Genomic DNA, 26,344 nt, shown 5'->3' on the forward strand with positions numbered 1-26,344 from the left:
GTGTCTCGAAGGCGTGCCCGGCAACCGCTTGCCACAAGCCTTGAGTGGGGTGTGGCTTCATTGCCACGGTCAGGGCGCCGAGGCACCCCGAGCACGGCCACTAAACCAGAGCCAGTGCCCGTGATCCCGGCGCAAGCAAGCGCTCAGGCTTGTCTAGGAAATTTCTGTCAAGAGAACGAGAGTTATCTTGCTGTTCACTGAACACCCGGCTCGCCCAGACATCCTCTGACGGGATGCGCTGCCGAGAGCGCGGCCATCTCGGCAGCGGCATGGTTATCGAGTATCGAGCGCGGTCCATGTGGACAGCTCGTTCATTCCAGTGGAAATCAATCGGTCGATCTTCCAATCACGGTTGACGGGTTTAATATGTGTACATATAGTATGTTTACTTATTAATTGAGATATGCCATGTCCAATCGCCTGCACGCCAGCGCTTCATACAGCCACGAGACCCATGCACCAGCGGCAACCATCTGGGCCTTTTTTGAGGCGGTTCACCTATGGAAGGACTGGAACGCGGGCGTCTACTCATGCGCACTCGATGGCCCGTTCGCCGAGGGCACGTGGATGACGATGGTGTTGCCCGACCAGGAGGTGCTCAGGTCGCAACTGGTCGAAGTCAACCCGCCGTTCAGGTTTACGGATGAAACCGTGCTCGGTGATATCACTGTTCGCGTCAGGCACGAAATCACGCCGCTGCCCAATGGCAAGCACTCGATCGTCTATTCGATCGAGGTTACGGGAGAGGGCGCCGAGGAAGTCTGCGCGCAGGTGTCCAGTGACTTTCCTGACGTTTTGCGTGCACTGGTGGCCCGTGTGCAAAGCACGGTGAATGCATGAGCCCGAGCAAGTCGAAACCGCTGCCAACCCACCATGAGGGGCCGTCAGAGAGTCCGGGCTTTCTACTCTGGCGCGTCTCCAACACCTGGCAACGCGAGCAGCGCGCCGCCTTGCAGCCGTTGGGCCTGACCCATACCCAGTTTGTCATGCTGGCGGTCGCCACCTGGTTCGGCGCCAAGGAGCCGCTGACCCAGGCGCGCCTTTCGCAATTGACCGGCAGCGATCCGATGACCACCTCGCAGGTGGTCAGGACGCTGCTGGCCAATGGGTTTTTCGTCAGGGACGTCCATCCCACCGACACGCGGGCCAAGGTCGTCTCCGTCTCCGAAATGGGGCGGGACATGGCCCAAAAGGCAATCGTGGTGGTGGAGGCGGTCGATCGCCGGTTCTTCGCATCGTTGGGCGAGCAGCAATCGAGCCTTGTCGGTCTGTTCCAGGCATTGCTCGGTCAGGCACCGCTTGAACACACATGAAGGATGCGCTCGCGCTCGGCCAGGAAACAGCGACCTTGCGCAAGCGGCATCCGGTGATGGCATTCAGTCCGTCACGCTACCTTGCGCAACCTTCCCGGCAAAGCTGTCCACCAGGCTGGCCACCACCATTTCCCCCATCCGCGTACGGGTCTGCACCGTTGCACTTGCACGATGTGGCTGCAGTACTACCTGCTCATTGCCGAACAGCGCTTCCGGTACCCGCGGCTCGTCGACGAACACGTCCAGCGCAGCGCCGGCAATATCGCCAGCGGCGAGGGCGGCGACCAGGTCGGGCTCATTCACCAGCTTGCCGCGGGCGACGTTGACCAGATAACCCCCCTTGCCCAGCGCCTGGAGCACTTCGGCGTTGATGAGACCCTCGGCCTTGTCCGCGGCCGCCGCGAGAATCAGCGCATCGCTGTCGCGGGCCAGTTGCTTGAGGTCGGCGACGAAGGTGTGGCTGACATCGTTCATCGGTTGCAGGTCGGTGTAGCTGATCGGGCAGCCGAACGCGGCGGCGCGGGTGGCCACCGCGCGACCGACCCGGCCCATGCCGACGATGCCGATGCGCATGCCCGACACCTGACGTGCCAGTGGCAACGGTGCCAGTGGTGTCGGGCTGTGGGGCCAGTGGCCTGAGCGCACGTAGCGGTCACTGGTGCACAGGCCACGGCATACCGAGATCAGCAGGCCGATGGCGAGGTCGGCGACGTCTTCGGTCAGCGCGCCTATGGTCGCGGTCACGCGGATGCCGCGGTCCCTGGCGTAGGCCAGGTCCACTGCGTCGGTGCCGACGCCATTGACCGCTACCACTTCCAGCTTGGGCAGTTGCGCCATCAGCGCCTGGGTGATGCCGGTGTGGCCGCCGGTGATCACGCCGCGGATGTTGGCACCGTGCTCCTGGATGTAGGCGGCCTTGTCGGCCTGTTCGAAGTAGCGGCGGATGGTGAACAGTTCGGCGAGCCGTGCGTTGATTTCCGGAATCAGGATCGGGCTGAGCTGCAGGACTTCTGGCTTCATGTGAACCTCGCGTAGCGGAATAAAAAAGCCGGGTTAACCACGCCCGGCAAAAGGCATGTTGGTGGCCATGACGGTCATGTTCAGCACGTTGGCCGACAGCGGCAGGCTGGCCATGTAGCGCACGGCGTCGGCGACGTGCTTGACGTCGACCATCGGCTCGACGGCGATGGTGCCGTTGGCCTGGCGCACGCCCTTGGTCATGCGTACCGAGAGATCGGTGAGGGCGTTGCCGATGTCGATCTGGCTGCTGGCGATGTTGAATTCGCGGCCGTCCAGGGCCAGGGATTTGGTCAGGCCGAGTACCGCGTGCTTGCTGGCGGTGTAGGCGCTGCTGAAGGGGCGTGGGGTGTGGGCCGAAATCGAGCCGTTGTTGATGATCCGCCCGCCTTGTGGCTGCTGCCGGCGCATCAGGCCGAAGGCGCCCTGGGCACAGAGGAAGACACCGTTGAGGTTGGTGTCGATCACGTTGCGCCACTGTTCGAAGGTCAGTTCGTCGAGGGGCACGGCCGGGGCATTGATCCCGGCGTTGTTGAAGACCACGTCGAGGCGGCCGAAGTGGGCGTCGATGGTGGTGAAGAGGTTTTCCACGCTTTGCGGGTCACGCACGTCGGTGGGCACGGCCAGGGCCTTGTGCCCTTCGAGGGCGGCCAGCTCGACCAGTTCCTGCAACGGCTCGGGACGACGTCCGGCCAGCACCACGCTGAATCCGTCGGCCAGGAGGCCCAGAGCCACGGCGCGGCCGATGCCGCTGCCGGCGCCGGTGACGAGGGCTACTTTCAGGGTTGGATTGGACATGTTGTTATCTCCTGTTCGATTCGCCGGGGCGATGTGCGGGTTCAAGGGCGAGCGCTGACGCGCATTTCCAGTTGGCCGATGCCGTCGATGCCGGCGTTGATGAGATCGCCTGGCTGCAGGGTGTCGACGCCAGCGGGGCTGCCGGTCATGATCAGGTCGCCGGCCCGCAGGGGAATGGCCTGGGAGATGCGGCTGATCACTTCGCTGACCGACCAGATCTGGTTGTCGAGGCTGTCGCGCTGGCGTTCCTGGCCGTTGACGTTCAGCCACAGCTCACCGCTGGGGTGGCCGGCACGACTGACCGGGATGATGGCGGTCATCGGTGCAGCGCCTTCGAAGACCTTGGCACCTTCCCATGGCAGGCCCTGCTCCTTGGCCTGGCGCTGGACGTCGCGGCGGGTCAGGTCGAGGCCGGCGGCATAACCCCAGACATGGGCCAGTGCCTCGCTTTCCGGGATGTTGGCGCCGCTTTCACCGATCGCCACCACCAGTTCGATTTCATGGGCGAAGTCCTCGGTTTGCGTCGGGTACTGCACTTCACCGCTGGCGTCGATCACATTGCTGGCCGGCTTCATGAAGAACACCGGTGGTTTGCGCGCCTGGCCCTGGCTGTCCGGCCAGGGATAGTTGCGGCCGACGCAGAACACCCGGCCGACGGGGAAACGTTGCTGGCTGCCGGCTACCGGCAGGGTCACGGGCATATCGGGGGTGAAGACGTATTCGGTCATGTTCATCTTGTTCTTGGCCTTGTAGGAGGCTTGAGCTTACGGCGGCAATCGCGGGTGAAGTTGGACGAAAGCCGCCTCGTATTGGAAAAAAACGGGTTCGTGGGGTCAGCGCACCTTGAGCTCGATGCGATACAGCTTGCCCAGCAAAAACGAGTAGGACAGGGTGCCGATCAGCGCCACGCCACCGATGAACCAGAAGGCCCAGGCGAACGAGCCGGTGGCATGGACGATCGCACCGATCACGATGGGCGTGACGATGCCGCCGATGTTCGCCGCCAGGCTGGTGATGCCGCCCGTAAGGCCGATCAGTTCCTTGGGTGCCACCTCCGACACTGCCGCCCAGGAGGCCGAGGCGATGCCCTGGGCGAAGAAGGCGATGGTGAGGATGGCGATGCAGACCAGGTTCGAATCGGTGAAGTTGACCAGTACGATCGACATGCCGAGCATCGAGCCGACCACCAGTGGCAGCTTGCGGGCAAAGGACATCGAGTGGCCGCGACGGATCAGCAGGTCGGAGACGATACCGGCCAGCAGGATGCCCACCGTGGCACCGACGAACGGCAGCACGGCGAAGATCCCGGCCTTGATCATGGTCAGGTGGCGCTCCTCGATCAGGTAGGTCGGGAACCAGGTCAGGAAGAAGTACAGCGCCGAGGTGCTGGCGAACTTGCCAATGCAGATCGCCCAGATCTGCCGGTAGCGGAACAGTTCGGCGATCTGCCCCCAGTTGAGGCGGGTGCGTTCCTGGCTGCTCTTGACCAGGCCACCGCCGGCCTCGATGTATTTGAGTTCTTCCGGACTGACCTTCTTGCAGTTCAGCGGGTCGCGGTACACGTACAGCCAGAACACGCCGAAGACGATGCCGATCAGGCCGGTGCTGTAGAACACGTGGCGCCAGTCATAGGTAGTGGCGAGCCATAGCAGTACGCCGGTGAACAGCGCCGTGCCCAGGTACTGGCCGCACACGTAGATGCTGCTGGCCATCCCGCGTTCCCGTGCCGGGAACCACACCGTGACCGCGCGGCTGTTGGCGGGGAAGGCCGGAGCCTCCATGGCGCCGACGGCCAGGCGCAGGCCGAACAGCGAGGCGAAGCCCGAGGCCAGGCCCTGGCAGACGGTGACCGTCGACCAACTGATCAGCGACACACCGTAGGTGAGCCGCGAGCCGAAGCGGTCGGCGATGAACCCGGCCGGTACCAGTGCCAGGGCGTAGGTCCAGGCGAAGGCGGAAAAGATCAGGCCCATCTCGATCTTGTCCAGGCCCAGGTCCTTGGCCATGAACGGGGCGGCGATCGATATGTTCACCCGGTCGATGTAGTTGATGATGGTGGCGATCAGCAGCAACGACAGCATGATCCAGCGACGCCGGGTCGGCAGGGCGCGGGACGGTGCCGCCTCCATGGGGGCGGCGACCACTGACGCGGCACTGCTCTGGGGAGTGTGTGAGTTCGACATGAGTAGACCTTGTTATTGTGGGCGTAGGCGGTTTCTTGCGCGCAGCCGAGTCCGTCGCCCGCGATTTCGCGGGCAAGGCAAGCATGGGGCGGACCGGGTGTGCGCGGCGGCGCTATCAGGTGCTCAAGTGCACCGTGCAGCGTTGTTCATGTCGGCGAGGGGGAGGGAGGTCGACTAGGGACAGAAGCAGGGTCATGACGTGCGCACCTTTGATTGTTGTTGGATGAGGTGGAGCTGCGTTGGTAGTAACAGTGGTCGTATGACTCGCGATAATCAATTGGCGCGTTAGATCATTTTTCCCGCTTGAAAGCGGATGTGGTGGGCTTGTCCAAAAAAACAAAAAGCGGGCGTTTTTTATGATTTCCGCGATATTTAATTTAACTTGTTGTTTTTTAATGGATTTATTTTAAAGCTAGGGTTCTTCTGTTTTGGACAACTGAACCCGTCGGTGGGGATGCCGAAAAACAGATTCATGAGGTGTTGTCGTACCACTATTGAATCCATCTGCGGTGCAGTCGCAGAATCGGGGGTGTCGTCGCGGCCATTTCAATACCGCGGCGAACTGCCCATGCACTTATCGAGGACCCCTGGACGATGTCGTCAGCCACCCGAGTACCGACCTATGGCATGCAGCAACGCAGCGAGTTGACCGACTTCTACATTCGCGACAAGAAGGGCCGCCGCGCCGAGACCAGTCCCCATCGGCACGAGTACTTCCAGATCCAGGTCAACCTCGGTGGCGATACCGTGCAGCACATCGGCAACGTCGAGCGGCCGTTTCCGCGCAATACCCTGGCGTTCATCCTGCCGCACCGGGTGCATGTCATCCCGCACCCGGAAGAGAGCAACTTCATGGTGATCAACTTCTCCCAGCATTTCCTGCTGCCGCACTTGCAGTGCGATCCGATGGATCTGGAGGAAGTCTCGATCCTGCTGGCTCCGGAGCTGTCGCCGTTCCGTTTCCAGGAACACCTGGACTTCATCCTCGGCGATGAGGATTTCACCAGGGTCTGTGGCCTGATCGAGCAGATGCGCGCCCTCGACGAGAACCGCCAGTTCGGTACTCGCGAGATGCTCAAGGGGTTGTTGCTGCAACTGATCGGCAGTGTCTGCGCCCTGTATGCCGAGCCACTCAAGGGCCTGGCCGAAGAGAATGCGGCGGAGGTCAGTCGCCGGGATGCCTTGAGCCGGATGTCCGAGTACCTGCGCAAGAACATTGCCGATCCCGACCTGAGCCTGGTCAAGGTGGCAGCCGCAACCTACCTGTCGCCGACCTACCTGACCCACTGGCTGCGCAAGGAAATCGGCAAGACTTTCACCGAACTGGTGCTCGAACGACGGATGCACGCGGCGCGCAACTACCTGCTCAATGGTACGCGGGCGGTGGGTGAGGTGGCGCGGTTGTGCGGCTTTGCCGACGAGGCCTATTTCTCCCGGCGCTTTCGGCAGATCCATGGCCAGCCGCCGGGGCAGTTCCGCCGCCAGCAACTCAACCCGGACACGCCGCAATCGCCGTCGGGCACGTGAGCCGCGCTGGCGGCTAGGGTAAGATGGGGCGATGCGTCTCCCTTTAGCAGTCGACGGTAACAGCATGATCGAAGTAACCGAGGTTTCCATCGCGCAATTGCGCGCCGCGCTCGAATCCGGCCAGACCACGGCGGTAGAGCTGGTCCAGGCCTATCTTGCCCGGATCGATGCCTACGATGGCGCCGACACGCCCACCGCCCTCAACGCGGTGGTGGTGCGCAACCCCGAGGCGCTCGACGAAGCGAAGGCCGCCGATGCCCGCCGCGCTCGCGGCGAGACCCTGGGCCCGCTGGATGGCATTCCCTACACGGCCAAGGACAGCTACCTGGTCAAGGGCCTGACTGCGGCGTCGGGCAGCCCAGCGTTCAAGGACCTCGTCGCCCATCGCGACGCCTTCACCATCGAGCGCCTGCGCGCCGCCGGGGCGATCTGCCTGGGCAAGACCAACATGCCGCCGATGGCCAATGGCGGCATGCAGCGTGGCGTCTACGGCCGGGCCGAGAGCCCGTACAACGCCGACTACCTGACCGCGCCCTTTGCCTCGGGCTCGTCGAACGGCGCGGGTACGGCAACTGCCGCCAGCTTCTGCGCCTTTGGTCTGGCCGAGGAAACCTGGTCGAGCGGCCGTGGGCCGGCGTCGAACAACGGCTTGTGCGCCTACACCCCGTCACGCGGGGTGATTTCGGTGCGTGGCAACTGGCCGCTGACGCCGACCATGGACGTGGTGGTGCCTTACGCCCGGAGCATGGCCGATCTGCTGGAAGTGCTCGATGTGGTGGTCGCCGAAGACCCGGACCCCCGTGGTGACCTGTGGCGCCTGCAGCCCTGGGTGCCGATTCCGAGCGTGGCCTCGGTGCGGCCCGAGTCCTATGCGGCCCTGGCCGTTGGCGCCGAAGCACTGGCAGGCAAGCGCCTGGGCGTGCCGCGCATGTTCATCAACGCCGACCCGGATGCTGGCACCAGCGAAGAGCCAGGTATTGGTGGCCCGACCGGGCAGCGCATCAATACTCGGGCTTCGGTGATCGACTTGTGGAAGCAGGCGCGCCAGGCCCTGGAAGCGGCCGGTGCCGAGGTGGTCGAGGTGGACTTCCCGCTGGTGTCCAACTGCGAGGGCGATCGTCCTGGCGCACCGACGGTGTTCAACCGTGGGCTGGTGTCCAGGGAATTCCTGCACCATGAACTGTGGGACCTGAGCGCCTGGGCGTTCGATGACTTCCTGCGGGCCAACGGTGATCCGAAGCTGAACCGCCTGGCGGATGTCGACGGTCCGAAGATCTTCCCTCATGATCCGGGCACCTTGCCGAACCGCGAAGGCGACCTGGCCGCCGGCATGGACGAATACGTGCGCATGGCCGAGCGCGGCATCACCCCGTGGAATGAGATCAGCACGCTGCCGGACGGCCTGCGTGGGCTGGAGCAGACCCGGCGCATCGATCTCGAAGAGTGGATGCAAGAGAAGGGACTGGACGCGGTGCTGTTCCCGACCGTGGCCGATGTTGGCCCGGCCGATGCCGATGTGAATCCGGCGTCGGCCGACATTGCCTGGAGCAACGGGGTCTGGGTCGCCAACGGTAACCTGGCGATCCGTCACCTGGGCGTGCCGACGGTGACCGTGCCGATGGGCGTGATGGCCGATATCGGCATGCCGGTGGGGCTGACCTTCGCCGGTCGGGCTTATGATGACTCGGCACTGTTGAGCCTGGCGGCGGCCTTCGAGTCGACCGGCAGCAAGCGCCTGGTTCCGCCGCGTACGCCGGAGCTGGTCGCCAGGCCGTAAGTACCGCAACGGGATTGGTGCCAGGCTGGCGCCGATCCCGTCGGATTTCTCCCGCCTACTGTTTGTCTTTCTTCGCGGACCTGGCTTGCGTCCGGTACTGCTTCACTTCGCCCAATCTCAAATCCTCGGGCAGGCCGCCGCGATGCTTGCTCTGGCCGACGCGCTGGGCGTTGTAGATGCCGGTGTGGCCGGAAACCAGGTAGCTGGAGATGCAGGCAATGGCCGCGAACGGTGCGATCTCGGGGCCGAATAGCTCCATGGCCATGACGATGGTCGCCAGCGGCGTATTGGCCGCCCCGGCGAACACCGCGACGAAGCCGAGGCCGGCAAGCATGGCGAAGGGCAGGTGCAGCAGCGGCGCCAGGGCGTTGCCCAGGGTGGCGCCGATGTAGAACAGCGGCGTGACTTCACCGCCCTTGAACCCCGAACCGAGTGAGGTCACGGTGAACGCCAGCTTGCCGAACCAGTCCCATGGGCCGACCGGCACCTGGAACGACTGGACGATGCCCGGGATACCCAGGCCAATGTACTGGTGGGCATCCAGCGCCCAGACAGCGATGGCGATCACCGCGCCGCCGAGCAGCGGCCGTAGCGGCGGGTAGCTGACCCGCCGCTTCACCCAGGAACCCAGCCGGTGGGTGGCGGTGGCGAACAGCAGGCCGGCGAGGCCGAAGACGATGCCGGCGATCACTGTCGCCGCGATGCTCCAGAACTGCACCGGCACCACTTCGCCAATCGGGTAATGGGTGTGCACCACGCCCCAGGCCAGGCCGACCTGGTCGGCGACGATGGCGGCGACCATGCAGGGGAAGAGCGCGTCGTAGCGCATCCGGCCGATGGCCAACACCTCCAGCCCGAACAGCGCACCGGCCAGGGGCGTGCCGAACACCGAGGCAAAACCGGCGCTGATGCCGGCCATGAGGATGATCCGCCGGTCTTCCCGGCGCAGGCGCAACCAGTGAGTGATCTGGTCGGCCAGCGCACCGCCCATCTGCACAGCAGTGCCTTCACGGCCGACCGAGGCGCCGAACAAGTGCGACACCAGCGTACCGCCCAGCACCAGCGGCACCATGCGCAACGGCACGTTTTTCTTCGGGTCATGGATCTCGTCGATCAGCAGGTTGTTGCCGGCGTCCACCGGCTTGCCCAGCCAGTGATAGACCAGCCCGACGGCAAGGCCGGCCAGCGGCAGCAGCCAGATCACCCAGGGATGGTTTTCGCGCCATTGGGTTGCATGATCCAGCGAGAACAGGAAGAACGCGGAGGCACTGCCGGCCAGGACCGCCACGGCACTGGCCAATAGCAGCCATTTGCCAAGGTAGGGCAGGAGATCGAGTTGTTCGGGGCGTGAAAGTCTGGACATAGGGTCAGCCACAGGAAGCGATGGGGCCTGACCAACAGGGATTCTGCACGCGTGCGCCTACAGACCCGAATTGATCAGGTGTCTGTAGGCATCATCAGCTGCAGCAGCACAGCGGTTGGGGACGGAGGAATGCCATCTCCGGAGCGCCGATCATAGCCAGTGGCAATAAATATGTAAAATCTTGTTACAGTTGCCCCGCGTTCAGTCAGGCCATTCTGGCGTGGAATCGAGTATGAACATCGTCGCGCTCGTCTCGTTACAAGGTGAACTTGCCTACCAGCATCTGCAGGTGGTTGCCCAGGCGGGTCAGTTCGACGCTCGACGAGGCGGTTTCCTCGCTGGCGGTCGAGGTCTGTTCGGAGATGTCGCGCACGTTGATCACGCTGCGGTTGATCTCCTCGGCGACCGCACTTTGCTGCTCGGCGGCGGTGGCGATCTGGTGGTTCATCGACTCGATGGCCTGCACCGATTCGCTGATGCCATGCAGCGAGGCGCCGGCCCGGCGGGTTAGTTCGACGCTACTGCCGGTCAGGGCGCGGCTGCTTTCCAGGCTGGTCGCGACCTTGTCGGTGCCGCCTTGCAGGCCGGTGATCAGTAGCTCGATTTCCTCGGTGGAGCTCTGGGTGCGTTGCGCCAGGCTGCGCACCTCGTCGGCGACCACCGCGAAACCGCGACCGGCCTCACCGGCCCGTGCCGCTTCGATGGCGGCATTGAGCGCCAGCAGGTTGGTTTGTTGCGCCACCGACTTGATGACGTCGAGCACGCTGCCGATCTTGTCGCTTTCCTGCTTGAGGTCACTCATCGCCGCCGTGGAGTTGCCTACCTCGTCGGCCAGCCGTTCGATCTGTGCCATGGTCTGGGCCAGCAGTTCGTCGCCGGCGCGCGCTTCGTGGCTGGCACTGACGGCGGCACTGGAGGCCTGCTCGGCGTTGCGCGCCACCTCCTGCACGGTCGCGGCCATTTCGTTCATGGCGGTGGCGACCTGGTCGGTTTCGTGTTTCTGGTTGTTGACCCCGCTGCGGGTCTGCTCGGTGACGGCCGACAGTTGCTCGGCGGCGCCCGAAATGCGGATCACGCCGTCGCGCAGACCGCCGATCAGTTCACGCAGGTTGACGGTCATGCGCTGCATGCTCAGTTGCAGCAGGCCCAACTCGTCGCGGCGCGAGACCACGGTGTTGTCGGTCAGGTTGCCGCTGGCCACCTGTTCGGCCTGGCGCAGGGTTGCCTGCAGCGGGCTGACGATCAGTCGGGTGATGACCCAGGCGGCGATGATCCCCAGCAGCAGCGCGGCGAGCAGGGCGCCGCCGAGCAGGTTGCGCGCGGCCTCGACGTCATCGTGCCGCAGGTTGATCTGGTCCTGGGACAGTTGCTGGGTGGTTGCGAGCAGGTGCTTGATGTCGCCATCGAGTTGCACCTGGGCGCTGTCGGCCTTGGCCTGGGCGTCGGCGAACTGGGCGACGGTGTCGCGGTAGCTGCTCATGGCCTGCAGTAGGCGCTGCACATCGTTGGCCATGGCCGCCGGGAGCCGGCTGTCGAGTGTCCTGATGTAGACGATGGCATCGTCGATCGCGTCCTTGGCCGGCTTCTGCAGTTCGGGCCTGAGGCTGTAGCTGTAGCCGCGCAACTGGAAGCGGGCCTGCTGGACCACGGTTTGCGCTTTCACCAGGCTGTCGATCTGCGCCTGGTCGCCGCTCGGCGACGTGGCCATCTCCATGAGTTTCTTCAGTTGTGCGACGGCCGCGTCGGCGTGGCCACCGAACACCGCGCGGGTCGCGTCGCGGGCCTGGATCGCCTGGCTGAAGTCATTGAAATGGGCCCGGTAGCTGCGGGCTGCCGTGCTCGCGGTCTCGAGTAGAGGCAGGCTGGCGGGAGAATGGAACACCGAACGGTTGTGGGCCAGGTGCTCGTCGAGGCTGTCGAGCAACTTGACCACGGCGGTGGCGCGCTCGGTGTCCGGGTTGATGCTGTAGAAGAGCCGGCCGTTGCGCACGTCGCGAGTCAGGTCGTTGAGCCTGGCGATATCGAGGATCCGGTCGCTGCGGTCGCCGAGGACCTGGATACCCAGCCAGCCGGTGGTGGCAATCAGCAGGGTCAGCAGCATGACGACACCAAAGCCCAGGGTGAGCTTGGCTCTGACGCTGATGTTTTCCAACAGCCTGTTTAATGGGACAAGCATTCGAGCAATCTCCGCCAGGACAAACCACTGATATGAAAGGGGGTGCGCCCCGAACGGACGGGGCCCGGCTGGAGTATCGGTCGGAAAAATTGAAACTTTATGTTTCAAGGTGTGTAATTTTGCATTTGTTTTCGGCGTAAACGCCTTGTGTCGCGAGAGGCGAGGAGGGCGACGGTCCAGAGGGTATCTGGGATACTGCAGCTTTTTCGCCAGGCGACCTCATCGAGCCTGGGAGCCTACTCTGGGCGGCGGGATCAACAGGAGACAATAAGGATGTTGGCGGTACTCAAGCGTTATCCGACTTCGGTCAATCTGTTGCTGTTTTCAACGTTGATCCTGACCCTGGGGCGGGCGATCACCTTGCCTTATCTGGTGATCTTCCTGTCCACCCAGTTTTCCCTGGGCATCAGCGAGATCGGCATGACGGTCGGCTGTGCATTGGTGGTGGGCTCGTTGCTCAGCGTTTATGGCGGCTACCTGACGGACAAGGGCTCCAGCTATCGGCTGATCCTGGGTTTCGTCGTGCTGTTCGTGCTCGGTTTCATCGGCATGTGCCTCACTCATCGGCTCTGGCTGTTCTTCAGCTTCCTGGTGCTGTTCAACTTCGCCTATGCGGCGATCGACGTGGTGGTCAAGGCCACCCTCGGTCGCGTGCTGTCGGACACGGAACAGGCCGGTGTGTTTTCGGCGCGCTACACCTTGATCAATATCGGCTATGCGGTGGGGCCATTCGTGGGCGCGGGGTTGGCGCACCTGGATATCCGGTTGCCGTTCGTGGTTTCCGCGCTGCTGGGCGCCTTGGTGTTCCTGGCCTACCACCAGTTCGGCGAGCGTGACCTGGCGCCGGTCGCCCGGGCCAGTGCGCCGGTGTCCTTCATCGGTGTGGGACGGATTCTGCTCAAGGACAAGCGGCTGGTCTGCTTTACGATCGGTGGGCTGCTGAGCGCCGTGGTGTTTGGACAGTTCACTGCCTACCTGTCGCAGTACCTGGTGACCACGACCAGCCCGGAATTCACCTACAGCACCATCAGCGCTGTGCTGGCGGTGAACGCCGTGGTGGTGATTGGCCTGCAGTTCCTGGTGGGCCGGCGTATTACCCATGAGCATCTGAACCTGTGGCTGACAGCCGGCTTCACCCTGTTCCTGCTGGGGGTGACCGGTTTTGCGCTGTCGAGCACGGTGCTGCACTGGTCGCTGGCGATGGCGGTGTTCACCCTGGGGGAGATCATCGTGTTCCCCGCCGAATACATGTTCATCGACCGGATTGCGCCGGCGCACCTGCGCGGCATGTACTACGGCGCGCAGAACCTATCGTCCCTGGGCGGCGCGATGGGGCCGGTGCTCTGCGGGTTCGCCCTGGCCTGGTGGGCGCCGCAGTTCATGTTCTCCATGCTGGCCGGGTTCATCATCGCCGGTGGCTGCTTCTACCTGATGGGCGCCAGCTATGCGCGGCAGCATGATGCCGCCGCGCAAAAGTAGGCTTGCCCTTAAGTCCTACCAGCGATACCGCGCGCTGGCCATGAACGTGCGCTGGGCGCCGTAGTAGCAGGTGTCGAGGAAGTAGCAGTTGTTCGCCACGTAGCTCTTGTTCAGCACGTTGTCGACGTTCAGTTGCAGGTTCCAGTGACGATCCAGCTGGTAGTGGATCATGCTGTCGATCAGTGTGTAGCCGGGCGTTTCGCGGACCTGAGTGTAGTCGTCGCTGTAGTCGGGGCGGGCACCGACGTAGCGGGCGCCGACGCCATAACCCAAGCCCTTGAGCGTGCCATCACCATGGGTGTAGTCGGCCCACACCGAAGCGCTGTGCCGTGGGTTGGTGGTGCCCCAGTTGTCGGCGAAGCGGGTACCGACCTTGCCGGGTGCATTGTCCTTGGTCACCCGGGCATCAAGGTAGGTGTAGCTGGCGGTGACGTTCAGGCCCGGTACCGGGGTGAACTTGCCTTCCAGTTCCAGGCCCTTGGATTCGACCTCGCCGGTCTGGGTCATGAGGGTGGTGTCGACCGGGTCGACCGTGACCATGTTCTTCTGCACGGTATCGAATACCGCAGCGGTCAGCAGCATGTCGCTGCCCGGAGGCTGGTACTTGATGCCCAGTTCGTGGCTGGTGCCCTTGGTGGCCTTGTAGGGTTCGCCACTGGCACTGTTGGACGTGGTCGGCAGGAACGACTCGGCGTAGCTGTAGTAGGGCGCCAGGCCGTTGTCGAACAGGTACAGCAGGCCGCCCTGCCAGGTGGTGGCGCCTTCCTGCAGGTCGCCGCCGACCTTCCTGCCGTTGTTGTCGACATCGACCTCGGTGTTGGCCCGGTCATGACGCACGCCGACGCGGGCGATCAGGTGGTCCTGGATCTTCATCTGGTGCTGGGCGTAGATACCGGTCTGTTGCACGTCGATCACCCGCTTGTACGGCGTGGTCGGCGTCGGGGTCGGTGCCACAGCGCCCGGGTTGGTCACGTCCAGCCAGGAAGCCGAACCGCTGTACTGGCGGTTGTTGCCACGTTGCCAGGTGTAGTCCACGCCGACCAGGCTGGTGTGTTCGATGCCCGGGGTCTGGAAGTCGGCCTGCAACTGGTTGTCGAAGCTGTAGACCTGGCTGTTGAACTTGTAGATACCGGCATCGCGGTAGAGCACGGTGGAGGTGTCGGGATCGACCCAGCCGCGGTTACGCACGGCCTTGGCGTCATAGTTGCCGGTGTCGACCCGGGCGTTCTGGCGGTACAGCCAGGTGTCGTTGAAGCGGTGTTCGAACAGGTAGCCCAGCGAATACTGGTCACGGGCGAAGTGGTTGAAGTCCGGATCGCCGGCATAGAAATCGTGGGACAGGTAACCGGTCGGGCCACGTACCAGCGAACCCTTGGTCGGCATCCAGGTGCCCCAGGCGCTGCGATCATGCTGGTAGCTGGAGAGCAGGGTGAGGCTGTTCTGTTCGTCGCGGAAGGTGATCGCCGGAGCGACGTACAGGTGGTCGTCATCAATGTGGTCGACCTGGGTGCCGCTGTCGCGCAGGTTCAGGGTCAGGCGTCCGAGAACGTTCTTGCTGTCGTCCAGCGCGTCGTTGAGATCCAGCCGCAGCTGTTTGTTGTCGAAGCTGCCATAGGCCAGTTGCACCTCGTGGAACGGATCGGCGCCGGGGCGCTTGGTCACCAGGTTGATCATCCCGCCGGGGGCATTCTGCCCATACAGCACCGAGGCCGGGCCCTTGAGGATTTCCACCCGTTCCAGGCCGTAGGAGTCGGCGCGGCCGAACATGCCGTTGTTGGAGGCGCGCAGGCCATCGCGGAACAGCCCGAGATTGGACATGTTGAAACCGCGCACGGTCAGCCAGTCGTAGCGGGCGTCGTCACCGTAGAAACCGGCGCTGACACCGGCGCTGTAGCGCAGCGCCGAAGTCAGGTTCTGCGCACCCTGGACATCCATCTGTTCGCGGCTGACCACCGAGATCGATTGCGGGGTTTCCGAGAGGGGCGTGTCGGTCTTGGTCGCGGTGCTGGAGCGGCGGGCGACGAAGCCGTTGTCGGCGCTGATGCTGTCCTGGGTGAAACCGGCGGGGGCGGCGTTGATCAGGGTGGCCGGCAAGTCATGGGCGCCGCCCGGTTGTACGGTGTAGGCGCCGCTGGCGGTGGTGGAAAGGACCAGTCCGCTGCCGGCCAGTGCCTGGGTGACGGCTTGTTCGGGGCTCAGTTGGCCATGAACGGCCGGTGCCTGCTTGCTGGCGATCAGCGTCGGGCTGACGGACAGTACCTGCCCGGTCTCATGGGCGATACGGCTCAGGGTTTCGCCCAGGTCGCCTGGCGGAATGTCGAAGGGCTGGCTGGCGATGGTCGCGGCGCCGCTTTCGGCCAGGGCCACGGGCGCCAGCGGGAGGGCGGCCAGGGCGATGGCGACAGCGAGCAGGTGAGGGCGCAATTGCAGGTTGGGCATGAGGGAACAGGCTCGTGAGTAATGTGTTGGCATTAACCAGGACCCGCGAACGACAGAATCCCCTCAGGTCTTTTGCAGATTTTTCAGATTTATGCCGAGCGCACGTCGATCGTGGTCAGCCAGAAGCCGTGGGTGTTGACTGTCACCGGCAACGTTTCGGCGATTGAGCGCAGGCTGCGCTCGCTGTCGTCCAGCGGGAAGACCCCGTAGACCCGGATGGCTGCCGCCTGCGGGCTGATCCGCAGGAAGCCCGTGCGATAGGGACGCAGGGCCTCGACCAGTTGTCCCAGGGGTTCGTTGCGCACATCGATGCGCCCCTCGACCCAGTCGGGCCGGCTGCGCCAGGACGGCGTCCGGGCCTCGATACTCTGGCCGGTGAAGGCATAGACCTGGCCGGCGTCGAGGATTTGCCGCGTCCCCGTCCGGTTGCTCAGCAACACCTGCTGGCGTTGCACCGAGACCAGGCTACCGCTGTCGTCCTTGCGGAGCATGAAGCAGCCGTTTTGAGTCAGTAGTGTGCCGTCTCCGCAGTCGACGACGAAAGGCCGAGCGGAATCGGCGGCAACATCCACCTGCATCGCGCCTTCGCGCAGCAGCACCCGGCGCTGCTGGTGATCGAACTGGATGTCCACCGCGGTGCGGGCATCGAGATGCAGCCGGCTGCCGTCTTCCAGTGTCAGCGTGCGCCGTTCGCCGGTGGCGGTGCGTTGGTCGGCGAGCAACTCGCGCAGGGGCGTCATGCGGTTGACCACGCCGGCGCTGCCCAGGCCCAGCAACAGCAGCAGGCCGGTGCCCAGGGCCTGTCGGCGTGACGGTGAAGGCAGGCTGCGCAGGCTGTCGCTGGCGGCTTTCAACTGGCCGGGGCTGCGTCGTTCGGCTTCGTGCAGCGCGGCCAGGGGCCCCTGCAGCAGGCCGTTGACGCGCTGCCAGGCCTTGGCATGTTCGGGATGAGCTCGCACCCAGGTCTCGAAAGCCTGGTGCGGTTCGCTGCCGGCGGGTACCGATTCCAGGCGCAGCAGCCAGTCGACAGCGGCGCGGTTGGCGCTGTCGGTCTCCGGTCTTCTCATGATGCGGTGCCGTCGAGGCAGTGCAGGAAAGCCCGGCGCAGGTCGCGTTCGACGGTCGCCAGGGAGATGTCCAGGTGCCGGGCGATCTCCGGCTGGGTCAGGCCTTCCAGGCGGTGCAGCAGAAAGCAGTGGCGGGCGCGCTGGGGCAGGCCGTCGAGCAGTTGGTCGATCAGTTCCAGGGCTTCACGCACCAGCGCCATGTCTTCCTCGGAAGGCATGAACGCCAGTGGCAGGTTGGCCAGTTCCAGCAGGTAGGCCCGCTCCAGTGCCCGTCGGCGAAACACGTTGCTGAGCAGGCGCCGGGCAATTGTCGCGAGAAACGCCCTGGGCTCCTGCAGGCTGCTGGTGTGTCGTGAAGCGAGGGCACGGACGAAGGTGTCCTGGGCCAGGTCCGCCGCATCGTCAGGGCAGTTCAGCCGACGGTACAGCCAGGCGCGCAGCCAGCGATGGTGGTCGCTGTAGAGACTGGAGAGATCGGGCTTGGAGTCGGCAGGGCTGAGCACGGGCTACTCGGAATGAATGCTAATTGATCTCATTATCTTTTGTGTCGGTCGGAAAAAGCAATGCTCCGGGGTTTACCGGATGTGCGGGTCTTTCAGGGGGACACGGGTTGTCCTGGTTCGAGGCTCTGGGCATCATCCAGGGTTCTGATCAAGGAGCGAGATCCATGAGCCTACCTGTATTGCACTTGATGTGCGGCAAGATCGCCTCGGGCAAGTCCACGCTGTCGAAACGCCTGGCAGATGAGCATGACGCTGTTCTGCTGAGTGAAGACCAGTGGCTGGCGGCGCTGTATCCGGGCGAGATCAGGTCCGTGGCGGACTATGTTCGCAATGCCGGGCGTATTCGCGGGGTACTTGGGCCGCTGGTGGTTGGCCTTTTGTCAAAGAGACTGTCGGTGGTGCTCGACTTTCCCGCTAACACCGTCGCCGACCGCCAGTGGTTGCGCAGCCTCGCCGTCGATGCGGGAGCAGGGCACAGCCTGCACTTCATCGACCTGGACGACAGCACCTGCAAGACCCGCCTGCACGCGCGCAACGCCAGGGGTGACCACGACTTTGCGGCGACCGATGCCGAGTTCGAGTTGATCACCAGCTATTTCATTGCGCCCGATGAGGCGGAAGGACTGGCAATCATCCGCCATTAGCCTGGCCCACAGGTGGCGTTAGCGTGCCGTGCCCCCGGCCTTGGCACTGGCCATTTGCTGCGGCTTGCAGTTGAGGTAGGTCGAGGACTTCAGCCAGTGCCGGTCCGGGTACCAGGAGAACATGAACTGACCATCCTTGAGTTTGTCGACCACCTGCTTCGCCACTTGCGGGCGTACGGCCGGGCAGCCCTGGCTGCGGCCGATGCGGCCCTCGCGCTTGCTCCACAGCGGGCTGACGTAGTCCGCGGCATGGATGACGATGTCGCGATCACGGGCGCGGTCATTGAAGCCCGGTTCCAGTCCGTCCATGCGCAACGAGTAGCCATGGGCGCCCTCGTAGCTCTCCTGGGTGCGGAACAGGCCAATGCTCGATTGATAGCTGCCCTCCCGGTTGGAGAAGCGGGTGGCGAAGTTTTCCCCGGATTTCTGCCCATGGGCGACCAGGTCGCGCAGTAGCAAGGTTTTTTTGCGCAGGTCGAAGATCCACAAGCGGCGGGCCGTGGAGGGCAGTGAATAGTCGATCACCGCCAGGCGCTCGGACTGCTCATGACCGTGCCCGACCGCACATTGCATGGCACTCAGCGCGTTTTTCAGCACCAGGGGGTTGAGTTCCGGCGCGGCGTGGGCGAGGCTGCCATACAGCGTCGGCTTGACGGCGCTGGCGGCCAGGGCTGAACCACAGGAAGCGGCCAGGGTCAGAATAATCAGGCAGAGCCGATAGCAAGATGTCAGCATGTAGAGCGCGTCTCCGCCTTCAGAGCAGGTTCATGCAGCCATGGGTTGCGCGATCCCGGCTGTCTCGAGGGCATTTGCCTCTGCCATAACCGTAGACCGCCCGCGCAATGACCGTGGATGGAGCCTAGCCCTTGTTCAAAAAACACGCATGTTACTTGAGCCTTTGCCTGCTTGTTGCGCCGCTTGTCGCGACGGCTGACGACCTGCTGGGTGATCCCCCTACACCGTTGCAGGCGGCGCTGGCCCAATTGTCGACGAGTTGCCCGGGCCTGACCGCGCAAATGGATGCGCCGACCCAGTTGCGGCTGCAGGCGTTCTATCAGTTGCAGGGCAATGTTGCGCTGTGGTCTGTCGATGGACGGTTGGCGGCCTTGCAGGCCCAGTTGCCGCTGTTGGCTGACGATGGGCTCGACCCGGCGCGTTATCCGCTGCCTCAGGAGCCGAATGCGGGCGATCCACTGTGCACCGATATCCAGGTCAGCCGGCAGTACCTGCAAGCCCTGCATGACCTGCGTCATGGGCGTCTGTCACAGGCGCGTTTCGAACCGCTCTGGCACTCCCAGCCACCGACTGGCGAGCCTGACGCCGAGCTCCTGACCCTGGCTGCGGCCGGCTTGCAGGACATGGCCCAAGCCTTCGACCTGGCGCGCCCGAGTGCCGAGTTGTATCGCAAGCTGCGCGGCGCCTATGCCGCGCAACGCCAGCAGCCATTGCCGCATTGGTCGCCGGTCGACAGTGGTCCGCTGTTGCGTCCCGGCATGGAGGATGCGCGGGTGCCAGCGCTGGCCCGGCGACTGTTTGCCGAGGGCTATCTGCCGAATCCGCCCGTCGACGCCGAAAAGGTCTATGGCGATGAGCTGGCCGAGGCGGTCAAGCATTTCCAGTATCGGCATTCGTTGCAGAGCGACGGGGTGATCGGGCCCGGTACCCTGGTCGAACTGAATATCAGCCCGGCCTTGCGCCGCGAACAACTGCGCCTCAACCTGGAGCGCTTCCGCTGGCTAGCGCCGGACCTGGAGCCCGAGGGCGTGCTGGTCAACGTCGCGGCGGCGCAGTTGAGCTTCTATCGTGGCGGCGCGCCGCTGTGGCAGACCCGCCTGCAGGTCGGTCGGCCCGATCGGCAGACACCGCTGCTCAAGTCACGCATCACCCGCCTGACCCTGAACCCGACCTGGACCATCCCGCCAACCATCCTGCGCGAGGACAAGCTGCCGGCGATTCGCCCGGACCCCGCAGCCTATTTGGCCCAGCAGAACCTGCAGGTACTCGACAGCGAGGGCCGGCCGTTGGCGGCCGACGAAGTCGACTGGGAACGCCCGGGCAACATCCTCCTGCGCCAGGGCGCCGGTCCGCGCAATCCGCTGGGCAAGATCGTCCTGCGTTTCCCCAACCCGTTCTCGGTGTACCTGCACGATACCCCTAGCCAGCCGCTGTTCTCCAAGGGACCGCGGGCGTTCAGCTCCGGCTGCGTGCGGGTCGAGCAGCCCTTGCACCTGCGTGATCTGCTGCTGACCCCTTCCGAGCAGGTGCGCACCGATGAGTTGCTGGCCAGCGGCACCACCCATGAATACCGGCTGGCGGCACCGGTGCCGATTCTGTTGGCGTATTGGACCGTGCAGGTCGACAACGATGGTGCGTTGCTCTACGCACCGGATATCTATGGACGTGATCCCGTACTGTTGAAGGCGTTGGGCAGTTCTTCCTGATAGAAGGACATCAGCTTGAGCGCCAGGCTCCAGCATCTCGTCCATGCCGTCCGCGTCATGCCCTAGGCTATGTACGAAATCGCTTGAAACTTGGTTATGCGGCGTTAAAAACCGGCTCGGAATGCTCATTGACAACCAGTCAACTGCGCTTCCTCGCCGGTTTTTGCCTTGCCTAACCTGCGTTTCAAACAATTTCGTACACAACCTAAGGCCTCAGCAGGGCCCTGGTCTTGTTTAAGGCTTCCTGTAGCCGGGCGCCCAGGGCTTGAGCCAGCGCCTGATCCGGAGCGCTGGCCGGATTGGTGTTCGACAGATCCTTGGCGGCCTGGCGGAACGCCGAGTGCAGATCGAACAATTCTCGGGTCGATGGACGGGAGACCGGGTGGCGTGCGGCGGACTCGATCTGTTCCAGGTCCTCCACCAGGCTGGTGCTACCGTGGGAAAAGCAGCTCACCAGGGACTCGGGCTCTATGGGGCGCAGCGAGTTCATGTGCATGTTTTGACGCAGTGCCGGTTGATACGTTGCATGGTGTTTTTCGGTATTGGCGCTGGATAACGCATGGAACTCTCCACGCAGTTCGTCGCGGACCTGGGCCTGCTGGCGGGTGTTGTGGAGTTCGTTGGGAATGGGTGGGCGATTGTGCTGTATTTGCGCCAGGTGGGATTTTTCCGTACCTGACGGTTCGGGCAGGAGATTCAACACGTGCTCAATGTCTCCCCTGGAGATGATTTCACGGCCGTCGATCACCCGGCCCATCGAGTGCAGGGTGTTGAGAATATCGCCGACGCCTGAGCGGGTGAGTGGGCTGCTGAACTCAAGATGGTAATGCGGATGCATCTTGCCGTTTTCGGCGAAGGGCACGCCCAGCGTGTGGTAGAAGTCGTAGTCACGTGGGTTGGGTACGCGGGGAATCTGCCGGTCCGCATGTACTTTTCCGTCACCGGCCAGATGATTCTCGTGCAGGCTCACCGGCAACTCCGTCGATTTCAGCAGCATGGGCTTGCCGTCGCTGTCCTTGGGTGCCGCCGCGTGGTTGTAGGCCGACATCGTCGCGGTGACGGCACGCTCCAGGTCCCGCTTGGTTGTTTGGGAGAGTTCGCCGCTGGCGAATCCTGCCGAACCGAACAGATTCAGCAAGCCGCGGCCCCTGTGTATCTCCACCTTGCCCAGCAGTGATTCGGGAGCACACTGGTGATGCTTCCAGGCGGATGTCTTGCTGTGCCCCAGTGACAGGGTGCCAGGATGCTGCTCCGGGGCAATGCCGGCTGGATGCAGCAGGCTGTCCATGACATGCAGCCCGGCGACCAGGGGGCGGCAGGCGGGCGCAGGCAACGAGGACGAGCGGTGTAGTTGCGAAAACATGATATTTCTCACGCCCGTGAGATGGTCTTCTATCTTGTGTTCGCCGCTGTATGAGCGTTTGGGTTCAGGTGATTGCAGGGGCGAGACTGGAGAGAGGTCGAATATCTTCAGCATGGTCACATTGGATTGAAGGAGGTCATCCGCCCGAATGATGTTCTTCCAACGGTGTCCGCTCTTGCAAATAGGGCTCCCTACTGCCAGTGATGAACACCCTGCAGTTCACGGGGTCAGTATCGGCTACCGGATTTCTGGATGCTGCTCTCCCTGTACGGTGCCGACAGCGTGATGCTGTCGGTCATGGTTGAGGTGACGGCAGGCGGTCACCGGGTGCTCGGCCGTCTGCTCGAATGAGCGTCATTGCCCAAGCCATCGGCCTGCATGCCCTGTCTTAGAACCGCTCCACCGTCGCCGGTGTGCGCTTGAGCAGCACCTTGCCGTTACGCACCGACACCAGCACCTGGCCCTGGCGGCGGATCATCTCGTAATCGTCCGGTGCCGACAGGATCAGCAGGTTCGCTGGGCGCCCGGTCTCGATGCCGTAGCGCTCACCGAGGTTGAGGGTGCGGGCGCTGTTGTCGGTGATCAGGTCCAGGGCACGGGTGAGGTCCTCGTATCCGAGCATGTGGCAGATGTGCAGGCCGGCTTCCAGTACTCGCAGGATGTTGCCATTGCCCAGCGGGTACCACGGGTCGACGATCGAGTCCTGGCCAAAACAGACGTTCAGGCCGGCACGGTCCAGTTCGGCCACGCGGGTGACGCCGCGGCGCTTGGGGAAGGTGTCGAAACGCCCCTGCAGGTGGATGCTCTCGGTCGGGCAGGAAACGAAGTTGAGCCCGGAGAGCTTGAGCAGGCGGAACAGCTTGGAGCAGTAAGCGTTGTCATAGGAGCCCATCGCCACGGTGTGGCTGGCGGTGACCCGGGCGCCCATGTCGCGTACCCGTGCTTCCTCGGCCAGCACTTCGAGGAAGCGCGAATGCGGGTCGTCGGTCTCGTCGCAATGCACGTCCACCAGGCAGCCGGTGCGCTCGGCCAGGTCCATCAGGAATTTCACCGAGGACACGCCCTGGTCACGGGTGTTCTCGAAGTGCGGGATGCCGCCGACCACGTCGGCACCCAGGGCCACGGCCTCGGCCATCAGCTCGCGACCATTCTTGAACGATTCGATACCTTCCTGGGGGAAGGCGACGATCTGCAGGTCGATCAGGTGGCGGGTTTCCTCGCGGACCTCGACCAGGGCCTTGAGTGCCGCCAGGGTCGGGTCGGTGACGTCGACGTGGGTGCGCACGTGCTGGATGCCGTGGTCGACCAGCATCTCGATGGTCTTGCGCGAGCGGGTCTTGGTGTCTTCGTGGGTAACCAGGGCCTTGCGCTCGGACCAGCGTTCGATGCCTTCGAACAGCGTGCCGCTCATGTTCCAGCTCGGCTCGCCGGCGGTCAGCGTGGCGTCGAGGTGGATGTGCGGCTCGATGAAGGGCGCGGTGACCAGGTTTTGGGCGGCGTCCAGGTCCGAGGCTTCGGCCTGGGCCACACTCGGCTGGGCGACGATGGCGCCGATGCGCTCGCCGTCCAGTTCGATGCGATAGAGGCCGGTCTTGCCGCGCAGGCGGGCGTTGATGATGTTCATGCAGGCTCCTTACAGGTTTGAGTCATGCGCCAGGCCAGCAGGGCCACGGCGGCATTCATGCGAAACAGCGGGTCGTCCAGTGATTGCCCGCTTTGTTGTTCGATGCGCTGGATACGTTGGGCCAGGGTGTTGCGGTGGATCTGCAGGCGGTTGGCCGCCTTGAAGGTGTTGGCATTTTCCTGCAGCAGCGCGTCGAGCGTCCTGAGCAGGGTCAGCGGCTGCTTGCGTCCGGTGCCGATCAGCGGACCGAGGGTCTGCTGGACAAAATCGTCGATCAGCGTACGGTCGCCGATGCCTTGCAGCAGGCGTAGTACCCCCAGTTCGCTGAAATCGCACAGGCCGCTGGCCGGGCGCAGGCTTTCGGCGACGTCCAGCGCCTGGCGCGCTTCGCTCAAGGCCTGGCGGTAGTGCCCGCAGTCCTCGATACGGCTGGCCAGGCCCATGAACAGGTCAAGCTCACCGACCTGCTCGCTGGCGCCGTGATACAGCTCGGCAAGGGCCGGGTGCAGTTCATCATGGTCGGCGAGCAGAATCACGAACAGGTCGCCTTGCAGGATCACCGGCAGCGGCTCGGGCTGATGACGGCTCCAGGCTTCCAGATGATCCTGCAACGCCTGGCGGGTCTTCTGCAACAACCGCTCCGCCTGGTCGGGCGGGTAGCGTTCGAACAGCAGGTGGACCGCCGACAGCCGTAGCGCGACCAGTCGCCGTGGCCCTTCCACGGGTAGCTGTGCGTGGGCGGCACGCTGGCGGGCGATGGCCAGGCTCGGGTAATCGCCGGTCAGCAACTGGCCGAGGATGTCCTGACGCGAGCGCCGGGCCTGGGCCATGTGCGCCAACGCCGTGCCGATGGCGTGGGTGACCACGACCATCTTCAGCAGGTAGGGTTGCTCGAGCAGGGGCAGGCCGAGTTGTTCGGCACGCTCGATGACGGCGGGCGGAATGCGCTGGATGAATGCCTCGCCGGTGAGGATCACCAGCCCGGCGATACCGACGGCGACCCCGTCCTCGACCAGGTTCAGCAGGTTGCCCTCTTCGCGGCTGTGGTTGATGCCGGTGACGAACACCAGTTCGCCGCCCATCACCCATTCGGCGATGCCTTCGTTCTCGGCTACGTAAGGCCAGCGTACGTGGCGTTGCAGGTGGGCGGCCCCGGCCCGCACGCGCAATTCCTCAAGCCCGGGCAGCTTGAGGATGTCCTCGACCGTCAGGCTCATTGGCCACCTTGCATGGGATGGAAGGCACTGCCTCGGCCGCGAAGTTCGACCAGGCCGATGTAGCATATAGTGGAGGCAGCGATGCCCACCAGCGGCGCGACCCATGGCGAGCAGTATGCCAGCAGGGCGCCGACGGCATAGGCCACCAGCCCGTTGACGTTGTAGCGGGGCAGCTTGACGCTGGCCAGTTGCGGATACTTGCCGCGATGACGGTACCAGAAGTCGGCCATGATCACGCCGCCGATCGGCGGGATGATCGAGCCGAGCAGCACCAGGAACGGAATGAGCATTTCATACATGCCGCCGATGGCCAGCAGGATGCCTACACCCGCTGCGGCCAGGGTCATGCTGCGCCGGCGCTCGCTGCGCAGCAGGTGACAGGCCGCCGCCGAAACGTTGTAGATGGTCGGGCCCTGGATGGTCCACAGGTTCAGGCAGAGCATCACCACGGCGGCGAAGGACAGCCCTTGCAACATCATCACTTCGACGATGTCGGCCTGCTGGTAGACGATCGCGCACCAGGCACCGGCGACGATCATCAGGCCGTTGCCGACCAGGAAGCTGATCACGCTGGCGATGACCGCGACCCGGCCACTGCGCGCCAGCCGCGTCCAGTTGGTGGCCTGGGTGGCGCCGCTGGCGAAGGTGCCGAAGACCATGGTGACCGCTGCGGAAAAACTCATGGCTTCATGCGGGATCACCGCGGCCAGGCCCTGCAGGCCGCCGATCTTGCGGGTGGCGATGACCATCGAGATCACCAGCAGCACGAACATCAGCGGTACCGAAACCCGCGACAGCACGTCCAGGCCCTTGTAGCCGATGATCGCGGTCAGGCTGAAACCCAGGCCGAACAGGATCATCAGCGGAATCGTCAGCCCGCTGGCCAGCCCGAGCATCTTCACCAGCACGATGGCCACGGTTGCGGTCCCCCAGGCGTACCAGCCCAGTTCGGCGAACCCGAGGATGAAGTCGGACAGGCGACTGCCGGCCTCGCCGAAGCAGAAGCGGCCCATCAGCACGGTATTGAGGCCGCTGCGCGACGCGATGAAAGCCAGCATGGCGGCGTACAGCGCCAGCAGGCTGTTACCGATCGCCGCGACCCACAGCATGTCGACGAAGTCGAAGGCCATGCCCAGTTTGCCGCCGGCGAACATGGTGCCGGTGAAGAAGGTGAAGCTGAACAGCACCATGGAAATGGACAGCAGCCCCTTGCGGGCATGGCTGGGGGCTTCACTCAGGGGGAATTCGCCAGTGGAACTCATGTGCTTTTCTCCGAACCGAAAACGCTGCGATGAAAGGTTGGCTTGCTTGCAGTGGCGGGGCAGGAGCAATAACCAGGCCGACTTTCGGTGGTTTGAGAAAAGCAGAAAAAGCGGGCAGGCGTGACACTCATTTGTGTGCGAAATGAACAGT

At 64.0% G+C, this 26,344-nt stretch carries 21 protein-coding genes, 1 pseudogene and 1 riboswitch; of the genes and pseudogenes, 7 read left to right on the forward strand and 15 right to left on the reverse strand.

From position 1 onward, the window contains the following. Window positions 1-408 precede the first annotated feature (408 nt). On the forward strand, window positions 409-840 hold the full coding sequence (locus AC6I6U_RS17170; protein ID WP_497877236.1) for an SRPBCC family protein: 432 nt from the start codon (window positions 409-411) through the stop codon (window positions 838-840). Next, complete coding sequence (locus tag AC6I6U_RS17175; protein ID WP_497877237.1) at window positions 837-1,313, forward strand: MarR family winged helix-turn-helix transcriptional regulator; 477 nt, start codon at window positions 837-839, stop codon at window positions 1,311-1,313. Before AC6I6U_RS17170 ends, AC6I6U_RS17175 begins: the two co-directional genes overlap by 4 nt. A 63-nt stretch (window positions 1,314-1,376) precedes the next feature. Here the strand turns inward: AC6I6U_RS17175 and AC6I6U_RS17180 are convergent, their stop codons facing one another. The 4 genes from AC6I6U_RS17180 to AC6I6U_RS17195 all read right to left on the reverse strand — a co-directional run bounded on the left by AC6I6U_RS17180 (window position 1,377) and on the right by AC6I6U_RS17195 (window position 5,311). Further along, window positions 1,377-2,333, reverse strand: a complete 957-nt coding sequence (locus AC6I6U_RS17180) for a 2-hydroxyacid dehydrogenase (protein ID WP_497877238.1) — start codon at window positions 2,331-2,333, stop codon at window positions 1,377-1,379. Window positions 2,334-2,366: 33 nt separating this feature from the next. Then, window positions 2,367-3,128: an SDR family oxidoreductase gene (locus tag AC6I6U_RS17185; protein WP_497877239.1), complete on the reverse strand. Its 762-nt coding sequence runs from the start codon at window positions 3,126-3,128 to the stop codon at window positions 2,367-2,369. Between the two features lie 41 nt (window positions 3,129-3,169). Then, entirely contained in the window at window positions 3,170-3,862 is a 693-nt protein-coding gene (locus AC6I6U_RS17190; protein ID WP_497877240.1) for a fumarylacetoacetate hydrolase family protein, read from the reverse strand. A gap of 99 nt (window positions 3,863-3,961) precedes the next feature. After that, window positions 3,962-5,311 carry an MFS transporter gene (locus tag AC6I6U_RS17195; protein ID WP_497877241.1) on the reverse strand — a complete coding sequence of 450 codons (1,350 nt, stop codon included), beginning with the start codon at window positions 5,309-5,311 and terminating at the stop codon, window positions 3,962-3,964. A gap of 594 nt (window positions 5,312-5,905) precedes the next feature. On the opposite strand from AC6I6U_RS17195, the gene AC6I6U_RS17200 reads away from it, so the two are divergent. Both AC6I6U_RS17200 and AC6I6U_RS17205 read left to right on the forward strand, forming a co-directional pair. Beyond that, window positions 5,906-6,838: a helix-turn-helix transcriptional regulator gene (locus AC6I6U_RS17200; RefSeq protein ID WP_497877242.1), complete on the forward strand. Its 933-nt coding sequence runs from the start codon at window positions 5,906-5,908 to the stop codon at window positions 6,836-6,838. A gap of 64 nt (window positions 6,839-6,902) precedes the next feature. Beyond that, complete coding sequence (locus AC6I6U_RS17205; RefSeq protein ID WP_497877243.1) at window positions 6,903-8,615, forward strand: amidase; 1,713 nt, start codon at window positions 6,903-6,905, stop codon at window positions 8,613-8,615. Window positions 8,616-8,670: 55 nt separating this feature from the next. Here AC6I6U_RS17205 and AC6I6U_RS17210 read toward each other — a convergent pair whose 3' ends face one another. From AC6I6U_RS17210 to AC6I6U_RS17220, 3 genes and pseudogenes are all read right to left on the reverse strand, one after another. Further along, the gene (locus tag AC6I6U_RS17210; RefSeq protein ID WP_497877244.1) at window positions 8,671-9,978 is read right to left on the reverse strand and encodes a voltage-gated chloride channel family protein; all 1,308 of its coding nucleotides are present in this window, start codon (window positions 9,976-9,978) and stop codon (window positions 8,671-8,673) included. Between the two features lie 78 nt (window positions 9,979-10,056). Then, window positions 10,057-10,127, reverse strand: a riboswitch (Fluoride riboswitch). A gap of 107 nt (window positions 10,128-10,234) precedes the next feature. Further along, a complete protein-coding gene (locus tag AC6I6U_RS17215) occupies window positions 10,235-11,107 on the reverse strand; it encodes a methyl-accepting chemotaxis protein (RefSeq protein ID WP_497883049.1) in 873 nt (290 codons plus the stop codon). Further along, window positions 11,090-12,154, reverse strand: a pseudogene (locus AC6I6U_RS17220) (methyl-accepting chemotaxis protein); the annotation flags it as partial. The pseudogene AC6I6U_RS17220 and the gene AC6I6U_RS17215, both read right to left, overlap by 18 nt. Window positions 12,155-12,427: 273 nt before the next feature. Here AC6I6U_RS17220 and AC6I6U_RS17225 point away from each other — a divergent pair. After that, window positions 12,428-13,633 (forward strand): MFS transporter, encoded by a 1,206-nt coding sequence (locus AC6I6U_RS17225; protein WP_497877245.1) that lies wholly within the window; start codon window positions 12,428-12,430, stop codon window positions 13,631-13,633. Between the two features lie 15 nt (window positions 13,634-13,648). Here AC6I6U_RS17225 and AC6I6U_RS17230 read toward each other — a convergent pair whose 3' ends face one another. The 3 genes from AC6I6U_RS17230 to AC6I6U_RS17240 all read right to left on the reverse strand — a co-directional run bounded on the left by AC6I6U_RS17230 (window position 13,649) and on the right by AC6I6U_RS17240 (window position 17,642). Next, entirely contained in the window at window positions 13,649-16,072 is a 2,424-nt protein-coding gene (locus tag AC6I6U_RS17230) for a TonB-dependent siderophore receptor (protein WP_497877246.1), read from the reverse strand. A gap of 89 nt (window positions 16,073-16,161) precedes the next feature. Continuing rightward, the gene (locus AC6I6U_RS17235) at window positions 16,162-17,139 is read right to left on the reverse strand and encodes a FecR domain-containing protein (protein WP_497877247.1); all 978 of its coding nucleotides are present in this window, start codon (window positions 17,137-17,139) and stop codon (window positions 16,162-16,164) included. Further along, a complete protein-coding gene (locus tag AC6I6U_RS17240; RefSeq protein ID WP_497877248.1) occupies window positions 17,136-17,642 on the reverse strand; it encodes a sigma-70 family RNA polymerase sigma factor in 507 nt (168 codons plus the stop codon). The genes AC6I6U_RS17235 and AC6I6U_RS17240 overlap by 4 nt, the downstream gene beginning before the upstream one ends. A 164-nt stretch (window positions 17,643-17,806) precedes the next feature. On the opposite strand from AC6I6U_RS17240, the gene AC6I6U_RS17245 reads away from it, so the two are divergent. Continuing rightward, window positions 17,807-18,286: a P-loop nucleotide/nucleoside kinase family protein gene (locus tag AC6I6U_RS17245; RefSeq protein ID WP_497877249.1), complete on the forward strand. Its 480-nt coding sequence runs from the start codon at window positions 17,807-17,809 to the stop codon at window positions 18,284-18,286. 18 nt (window positions 18,287-18,304) lie between these two features. On the opposite strand, the gene AC6I6U_RS17250 is transcribed toward AC6I6U_RS17245, so the two are convergent. Then, window positions 18,305-19,021 carry a murein L,D-transpeptidase catalytic domain family protein gene (locus tag AC6I6U_RS17250; RefSeq protein ID WP_497877250.1) on the reverse strand — a complete coding sequence of 239 codons (717 nt, stop codon included), beginning with the start codon at window positions 19,019-19,021 and terminating at the stop codon, window positions 18,305-18,307. Between the two features lie 131 nt (window positions 19,022-19,152). On the opposite strand from AC6I6U_RS17250, the gene AC6I6U_RS17255 reads away from it, so the two are divergent. Then, the gene (locus AC6I6U_RS17255; protein ID WP_497877251.1) at window positions 19,153-20,727 is read left to right on the forward strand and encodes a L,D-transpeptidase family protein; all 1,575 of its coding nucleotides are present in this window, start codon (window positions 19,153-19,155) and stop codon (window positions 20,725-20,727) included. A gap of 205 nt (window positions 20,728-20,932) precedes the next feature. Here AC6I6U_RS17255 and AC6I6U_RS17260 read toward each other — a convergent pair whose 3' ends face one another. From AC6I6U_RS17260 to codB, 4 genes are all read right to left on the reverse strand, one after another. Continuing rightward, window positions 20,933-22,204 carry a hypothetical protein gene (locus AC6I6U_RS17260; protein WP_497877252.1) on the reverse strand — a complete coding sequence of 424 codons (1,272 nt, stop codon included), beginning with the start codon at window positions 22,202-22,204 and terminating at the stop codon, window positions 20,933-20,935. A gap of 274 nt (window positions 22,205-22,478) precedes the next feature. Continuing rightward, a complete protein-coding gene (gene codA / locus AC6I6U_RS17265) occupies window positions 22,479-23,714 on the reverse strand; it encodes a cytosine deaminase (protein ID WP_497877253.1) in 1,236 nt (411 codons plus the stop codon). Further along, the gene (locus AC6I6U_RS17270) at window positions 23,711-24,931 is read right to left on the reverse strand and encodes a PucR family transcriptional regulator (protein ID WP_497877254.1); all 1,221 of its coding nucleotides are present in this window, start codon (window positions 24,929-24,931) and stop codon (window positions 23,711-23,713) included. Before AC6I6U_RS17270 ends, codA begins: the two co-directional genes overlap by 4 nt. Beyond that, on the reverse strand, window positions 24,928-26,193 hold the full coding sequence (gene codB / locus AC6I6U_RS17275) for a cytosine permease (RefSeq protein ID WP_497877255.1): 1,266 nt from the start codon (window positions 26,191-26,193) through the stop codon (window positions 24,928-24,930). Before codB ends, AC6I6U_RS17270 begins: the two co-directional genes overlap by 4 nt. Between the last annotated feature and the right edge of the window lie 151 nt (window positions 26,194-26,344).

It is taken from the genome of Pseudomonas sp. UTLPPB19802 (assembly GCF_059730225.1).